We start from the raw sequence: 2845 nt of genomic DNA on the forward strand, positions 1-2845 counted from the left end.
CGTACGCCTCCGGCGAGGGCCGCCTTGCGCGAGCATGGCACGGTAGCGAGGCTGCGCTCATAAGGTCGTCCTTACGAGCGTAGTTGGCAGCACAGCATGAGCCATGTGACGTTATTGACCGGGCCGGAGCGTCGGCGTCGTTGGAGTGAAGAAGATCAGTGCCGGATACTGGCCGCGGCATTCGCGCCCGGGGCCACAGTGGCGGCGGTAGCGCGCCAGTACGATGTCGCGACCAGCCTGATCTACAAGTGGCGCCGCACGATGAGAGCCCGCGAGACGGGCTTTGCCGAAGTTGTCGTGGTTCCCGATGAGCCTGTCGCCGCTTCGGTGCCGGCGGCGCCACCAGCGGTGATCGAGCTGGAGATCGCCGGCAAGGTGCGGCTGCGGATTCCGTTGACTACACCGCCGACACTGGCGGCGGCGATGGTGAAGGCGCTGGGCGTTTCATGATCCCGGTTCCGAGCCAGGTGCGGATCTGGTTGGCGGTCGGCCGGACCGATATGCGTCGCGGAATGCAAGGCCTCGCTCTGCAGGTTCAGGAGACGTTGGGCCGGGATCCGCATGCCGGCGATCTTTATGTCTTCCGCGGCCGCAGCGGCAATCTGATCAAGATTATCTGGCATGATGGGCTCGGCATGTCGCTGTATGCAAAACGACTCGAGAAGGGCCGGTTTCTGTGGCCGTCGCCGGCGGACGGCACGGTTTCCATTTCGCCTTCTCAGTTGGCGTACATGCTCGACGGGATCGATTGGCGCAACCCGCGCCACACGTTCCGACCGCAGCGCGCGGGCTGAGTTTTTCTTTGAGTTTGCGCCATTTTCCGCGAGTCAGCGGACGCGTTTTATGATTCACTCCAGGGCATGGTTGCCACCGCCCAGGATGCTGTTCCGGACGATATTGGCGCGCTGAGAGCAGCGCTGACCGCGGCGCTGGCCAGAGCCGAAGACGAGGCCGCGCGCGCTGCGCTGGTCGAGGCCGAACTGGCGGTCGCCAGGGCCAAGGCATCGGATGATGCGGCGCTGATCGCGCATCAGCATCTGACGATCCGGAAGCTGCAGCGGGCGCTGCATGGTCAGAGTTCTGAACGCTCAGCCCGCCTGCACGACCAGATGGAACTCACCTTCGAGGAACTCGAGAGCACCGCAACGGAAGACGAGATCGCCGCCGAACAGGCCGCGGCCCGGACCACCGAGGTGGCGCCTTACATGCGCAAGCGACCGGCGCGCCAGCCATTTCCCGAGCATCTGCCGCGCGAACGCGTGGTCGAGCCGGCGCCGACCGCTTGCCATTGCTGCGGCGGCCATCGGCTGCGCAGGCTGGGTGAGGATATCACCGAGACCCTGGAGGTGGTGCCGCGGCAATGGAAAGTGATCCAGCACGTGCGGGAGAAGTTCACCTGCCGCGACTGCGAAGCGATCAGCCAGGCTCCGGCGCCGTTCCACGCCACCCCACGCGGCTGGGCCGGTCCCGGCCTGCTAGCGATGATCCTGTTCGAGAAGTTCGGCCAGCATCAGCCGCTCAACCGCCAGGCTGAACGCTATGCCCGCGAAGGCGTGCCGTTCAGCCTGTCGACGCTCGCCGACCAGGTCGGCGCCGGCGCCGCGGCGCTGATGCCGCTGTTCAAGCGACTCGAAGCCCATGTGCTGGCCGCGTCACGTCTGCACGGCGACGATACGACGGTGCCGGTCCTGGCCAAGGGCAAGACCGATACCGGCCGATTATGGACCTATGTGCGTGATGACCGACCATTCGGCGGTGTCGATCCGCCGGCGGCGGTGTTCTATTATTCCCGCGATCGCCGAGGCGAACATCCCGCGGCGCATCTCGCCGGCTGGAGCGGCATTCTGCAGGCCGATGCCTATGGCGGTTATGGCGATCTCTATGCGGCGGCCCGTCAGCCGGCGCCTATTCTGGAGGCCAGCTGCTGGGCCCACAGCCGGCGCAAAGTGTTCGAGCTGGCCGATGTCGAAGCGGCGGCGCGCAAGAAGGCGCACGGCGAGAAGCCCAACCTGGTCTATCCGCTGGCGGTCGAAGCCGTGAAGCGCATCGATGCCCTCTTCGATATAGAGCGCGCGATCAACGGGCTGTCGCCAGGCCAACGCCACGCCGTGCGCCAAGAGCGGAGCGCGCCGCTGGTCACCGAGCTCGAGCGCTGGATGATCAAGACGCGCGACAAGCTCTCGCGCGGGCACGACCTGACCAAGGCCTTCAACTACATGCTGCGCCGCTGGTCATCCTTCACCCGGTTCCTCGACGATGGGCGGATCTGCCTATCCAACAATGCAGCCGAGCGAGCCCTGCGCGGCATCGCTCTCGGAAGAAAGTCCTGGCTGTTCTGCGGTTCCGATCGCGGCGGACAGCGCGCGGCCGTTCTCTACAGCCTGATCGTCAGCGCCAAGATGAACGATATCGACCCGCAGGCCTGGCTCGCCGACGTCCTCGCCCGCCTGCCCGCCTATCCGGCCCATCGGATCGATGATTTGCTGCCGTGGAATTGGAGATTCGCAAAATTGCGGACCCAACCAGCGGCGGCCTGATCATGCAGCGCAATAAGGTGCATCACGTCTACACCGTCGATCGTGTCGCCAGGGACCTCGGCGTCAGCGATGCGCTCATCCAGGACCTGACCCTCGGTCTCGAGCCCGAGGACGGCGTCATCTGGGTCTACGGCGCCAACGATGACGACGGGATCTTGGCCTTCACCGACGAAGGCATCGAGGAGGTGAAACTCCTCCTCGAAGAATATCATCGCGTCTCCCCATCGAAAGCCTGACTCCAGCACCGCGGTGCTCAGGTGCTCATGGCCGCCGGATACGCACGTCTGCGGTCTTCACCGGATGGGTAC

General features: G+C 65.3%; 4 protein-coding genes. All 4 read left to right on the forward strand.

Annotated elements, in window-relative coordinates:
• Positions 1-96: 96 nt before the first annotated feature.
• The 4 genes from tnpA to NKJ26_RS33225 all read left to right on the forward strand — a co-directional run bounded on the left by tnpA (position 97) and on the right by NKJ26_RS33225 (position 2773).
• The gene (tnpA, locus tag NKJ26_RS33210; protein ID WP_286438114.1) at positions 97-450 is read left to right on the forward strand and encodes an IS66-like element accessory protein TnpA; all 354 of its coding nucleotides are present in this window, start codon (positions 97-99) and stop codon (positions 448-450) included.
• The gene (tnpB, locus tag NKJ26_RS33215) at positions 447-794 is read left to right on the forward strand and encodes an IS66 family insertion sequence element accessory protein TnpB (RefSeq protein WP_192244588.1); all 348 of its coding nucleotides are present in this window, start codon (positions 447-449) and stop codon (positions 792-794) included. Before tnpA ends, tnpB begins: the two co-directional genes overlap by 4 nt.
• 66 nt (positions 795-860) lie before the next feature.
• On the forward strand, positions 861-2537 hold the full coding sequence (gene tnpC, locus NKJ26_RS33220) for an IS66 family transposase (protein WP_352700060.1): 1677 nt from the start codon (positions 861-863) through the stop codon (positions 2535-2537).
• A gap of 2 nt (positions 2538-2539) precedes the next feature.
• On the forward strand, positions 2540-2773 hold the full coding sequence (locus NKJ26_RS33225) for a hypothetical protein (RefSeq protein WP_352700062.1): 234 nt from the start codon (positions 2540-2542) through the stop codon (positions 2771-2773).
• Positions 2774-2845 lie beyond the last annotated feature (72 nt).

The organism is Mesorhizobium sp. M0152, assembly GCF_040322415.1.
Lineage (GTDB): Bacteria > Pseudomonadota > Alphaproteobacteria > Rhizobiales > Rhizobiaceae > Mesorhizobium.